Raw genomic sequence first — 2,728 nt, forward strand, 5'->3', positions numbered from 1 at the left:
GAATTATAGTTAAGTATAAAATCTGGCTATATGATAGATTTAGATAATATTTTCGTAATTCAAGGAAAGACCATGAGTACTGATAATCAATTCGAAGCTCCTGCAAATTTAGGTATTGCGGTATATAGCAATAATGCAGAAGCGATTGGTAATACGCCATTAATTCGCATTAATCGTGTCATCCAGAGCCCAGCGACTGTTCTTGCTAAAATTGAGGGGAGAAATCCGGCATTTTCAGTAAAAGATCGAGTTGGTGCGGCGTTAATTGAGGATGCGGAGCAAAAAGGTTTACTCAAAAAGGGTATGCATATTGTTGAACCTACGAGTGGTAATACTGGCATTGCATTGGCTTTTGTTGCAGCAGCAAAAGACTATGATATTACTTTGACCATGCCTTCAAGCATGAGTATAGAACGTCGTAAAGTGTTAAAAGCTTTAGGTGCAAATCTGGTATTAACTGATCCTGCAAAAGGAATGAAAGGTGCTATCGAAGAAGCTGAACGTCTGGTAAAAGAGCATCCAGAGACATATTACTTACCACAACAATTTGAAAATCCAGCAAATCCACAGATTCATGAAAATACCACAGGTCCTGAAATCTGGGCTGCAACAGGTGGTAAGGTAGATATTCTTGTATCAGGTGTTGGTACTGGTGGGACAATTACAGGAATTTCACGTTATTTTGAAAAAGTGAAGAATCAACCAATTTATTCTGTCGCTGTAGAACCAGCAGAATCACCAATTATTACACAAGCTAAAAAAGGTGAAGACTTAACACCTGGCCCACACAAAATTCAGGGTATAGGTGCTAACTTTATTCCTAAAAATCTGGATCTGGATCTTGTTGATGAAGTCGTGACGATTCCAAGTGAAGAAGCAATCGAGTGGGCTCGACGTACAGCGACACAGGAAGGTATTTTAGTGGGTATATCTAGTGGTGCAGCCGTTGCAGCCGCTGCTCGATTAGCAGCTTTGCCTGAAAATGCTGGTAAAACAATTGTGGTTATTTTACCTGATGGTGGTGAGCGTTACCTATCGTCAGTTTTATTTGCTGATATCTCTGCTGAATAATTTTAGTCAAGTTAAAGAGGGCATTAATGTCCTCTTTTATTTCGAATAATTTTTAATATTTGTACTGAATTTTAGATTTTACTCTTTAAATGTTTCATTGAGCGCTTCTTGCACTGCATCAATACGGGCTTTACAGACTTTATAAGCAGACATTGATTCCTCCACGATTTTCATTAAATTATCAATATCAGGCTCTTCCTGCGATTCTAGAAGGGCTGCATTCTTTTTTAGAATCTCATAACCTTCTTTGAAACCTGGGTCCTTTTTACTCATGAGAAGTAACCTCTTTGACATGTGCATGGATTAAACCATCTTGCATTTCGATAGAAATATCTGATGATGAGATCTGCTTTACAGATTTTATTGCTTTACCATGTTGGCGTACGACAGCATAGCCTTTTGCTAAAACGTTATTCGGATTTTGTAATAAAGTTTCACGCATATAGGTTTCTATCTGAATCGTTGCTTGTTTTAGGTTTTGCTGGGCAAAATATGCAGTTGATGTTTTTAAAAGCTGTAAGTTTCTGGTAGTTTGATTAAGCTGGGCTTGTGACAAAGTTTGAATAATCTTGATTAAATGTTCATTTTGGCTTTGATATGCAGCAATTTGGTGCTGGGATAATACTTGTATACTCTGATAAAAATCATAGGCTTGATGCGCACGATCCACAATGACATTACGTATTCCGGCAATCACTTTACTCGGGGTATCGAAGGAACGATTAGCAATTTCATCTAAAATGGTTCGATCTTTTTCATGTCCAATTCCAACCCAGATCGGAACACTTCGTTTACAGAGTAAAGTCGCTAAGTCATAGTCATTCAGGTAAGCAAGATCATTGACGGAGCCTCCACCTCTGATAATCACAATCAAGTCTGGAGGAAAGTCGTATTGCTGTGCCCATTCACGTAAGCCTGTTCCCAATGCATTCATAATACTGTTTGCCGCAGTATTTCCTTGAAAAGTTGCTGCTTGATACTGAAAGTGACACAAGCCAGTTTTTTGAAGAAAATCTGCATCTTTTTTAAAGTCGCCCAATCCAGCAGCATTTTCAGGTGCAATAACAAGAACATGCTGAATATCGAAGGGTTGAGCAAGGAGTTTATTGCGGTTGATCAGATTTTCTTGCGTTAATTTTTCCACAATTTGCAAATAACGTTTTGCTAACTCTCCTAACGTAAAACTAGAATCAATATCCTCGACATTAACAGAAAAACCATATTGCGCATCAAAGCGGGCGCGAACTTTAATCAGGACATTTAAGTCCTTGGTTAACTCAATGCCACTTTCTCGTTCAAATTTGAGTACAATTTTTTGTGCAGTAAATTTCCAGATCGTAGCCTTGCAACTGGCAACCAGTTTATCAGTATCCTGTTCTTTTTCTGAAAGTTCTAAATAGTAATGTCCTGATTTTATATTCAAATTTCGTATCTCAGCTTTTACCCAAACGGCTTCCTGAAATGCGATTTTAATCACTTCAGAAACAGTATTAAGATATTCACTTAGGGTAAGTTGAATGTCGGACATGCGATGTATTTAACAAAAAATTTTGTTCAGTGTATTCGTCTTGATGCCTTGTTACAAGTTGAAAGATTAAGTGAAAATAAAATCAACAAGTTATATGAATGAGAAAACGATAAAATGTGTGTTTAAACA

The 2,728-nt window shown here is 37.5% G+C and carries 3 protein-coding genes; 1 reads left to right on the plus strand and 2 read right to left on the minus strand.

All coding sequences use genetic code 11. The features are described 5' to 3' along the window. Positions 1-72: 72 nt before the first annotated feature. Positions 73-1,071 carry a cysteine synthase A gene (cysK, locus tag KPC_RS18945; protein WP_121975875.1) on the plus strand — a complete coding sequence of 333 codons (999 nt, stop codon included), beginning with the start codon at positions 73-75 and terminating at the stop codon, positions 1,069-1,071. A 78-nt stretch (positions 1,072-1,149) separates the two neighbouring features. Here cysK and xseB read toward each other — a convergent pair whose 3' ends face one another. Both xseB and xseA read right to left on the minus strand, forming a co-directional pair. Continuing rightward, the gene (gene xseB / locus KPC_RS18950) at positions 1,150-1,344 is read right to left on the minus strand and encodes an exodeoxyribonuclease VII small subunit (protein ID WP_121975876.1); all 195 of its coding nucleotides are present in this window, start codon (positions 1,342-1,344) and stop codon (positions 1,150-1,152) included. Then, positions 1,337-2,599: an exodeoxyribonuclease VII large subunit gene (gene xseA, locus KPC_RS18955; protein ID WP_121975877.1), complete on the minus strand. Its 1,263-nt coding sequence runs from the start codon at positions 2,597-2,599 to the stop codon at positions 1,337-1,339. The genes xseB and xseA overlap by 8 nt, the downstream gene beginning before the upstream one ends. Between the last annotated feature and the right edge of the window lie 129 nt (positions 2,600-2,728).

It is taken from the genome of Acinetobacter stercoris, assembly GCF_900323515.1.
GTDB lineage: Bacteria > Pseudomonadota > Gammaproteobacteria > Pseudomonadales > Moraxellaceae > Acinetobacter > Acinetobacter stercoris.

Bases quoted from the DNA above. Each gene is read 5' to 3' on its own strand.
- cysK (WP_121975875.1), top strand. From the start codon at position 73: ATGAGTACTGATAATCAATTCGAAGCTCCTGCAAATTTAGGTATTGCG.
- xseB (WP_121975876.1), bottom strand. From the start codon at position 1,344: ATGAGTAAAAAGGACCCAGGTTTCAAAGAAGGTTATGAGATTCTAAAA.
- xseA (WP_121975877.1), bottom strand. From the start codon at position 2,599: ATGTCCGACATTCAACTTACCCTAAGTGAATATCTTAATACTGTTTCT.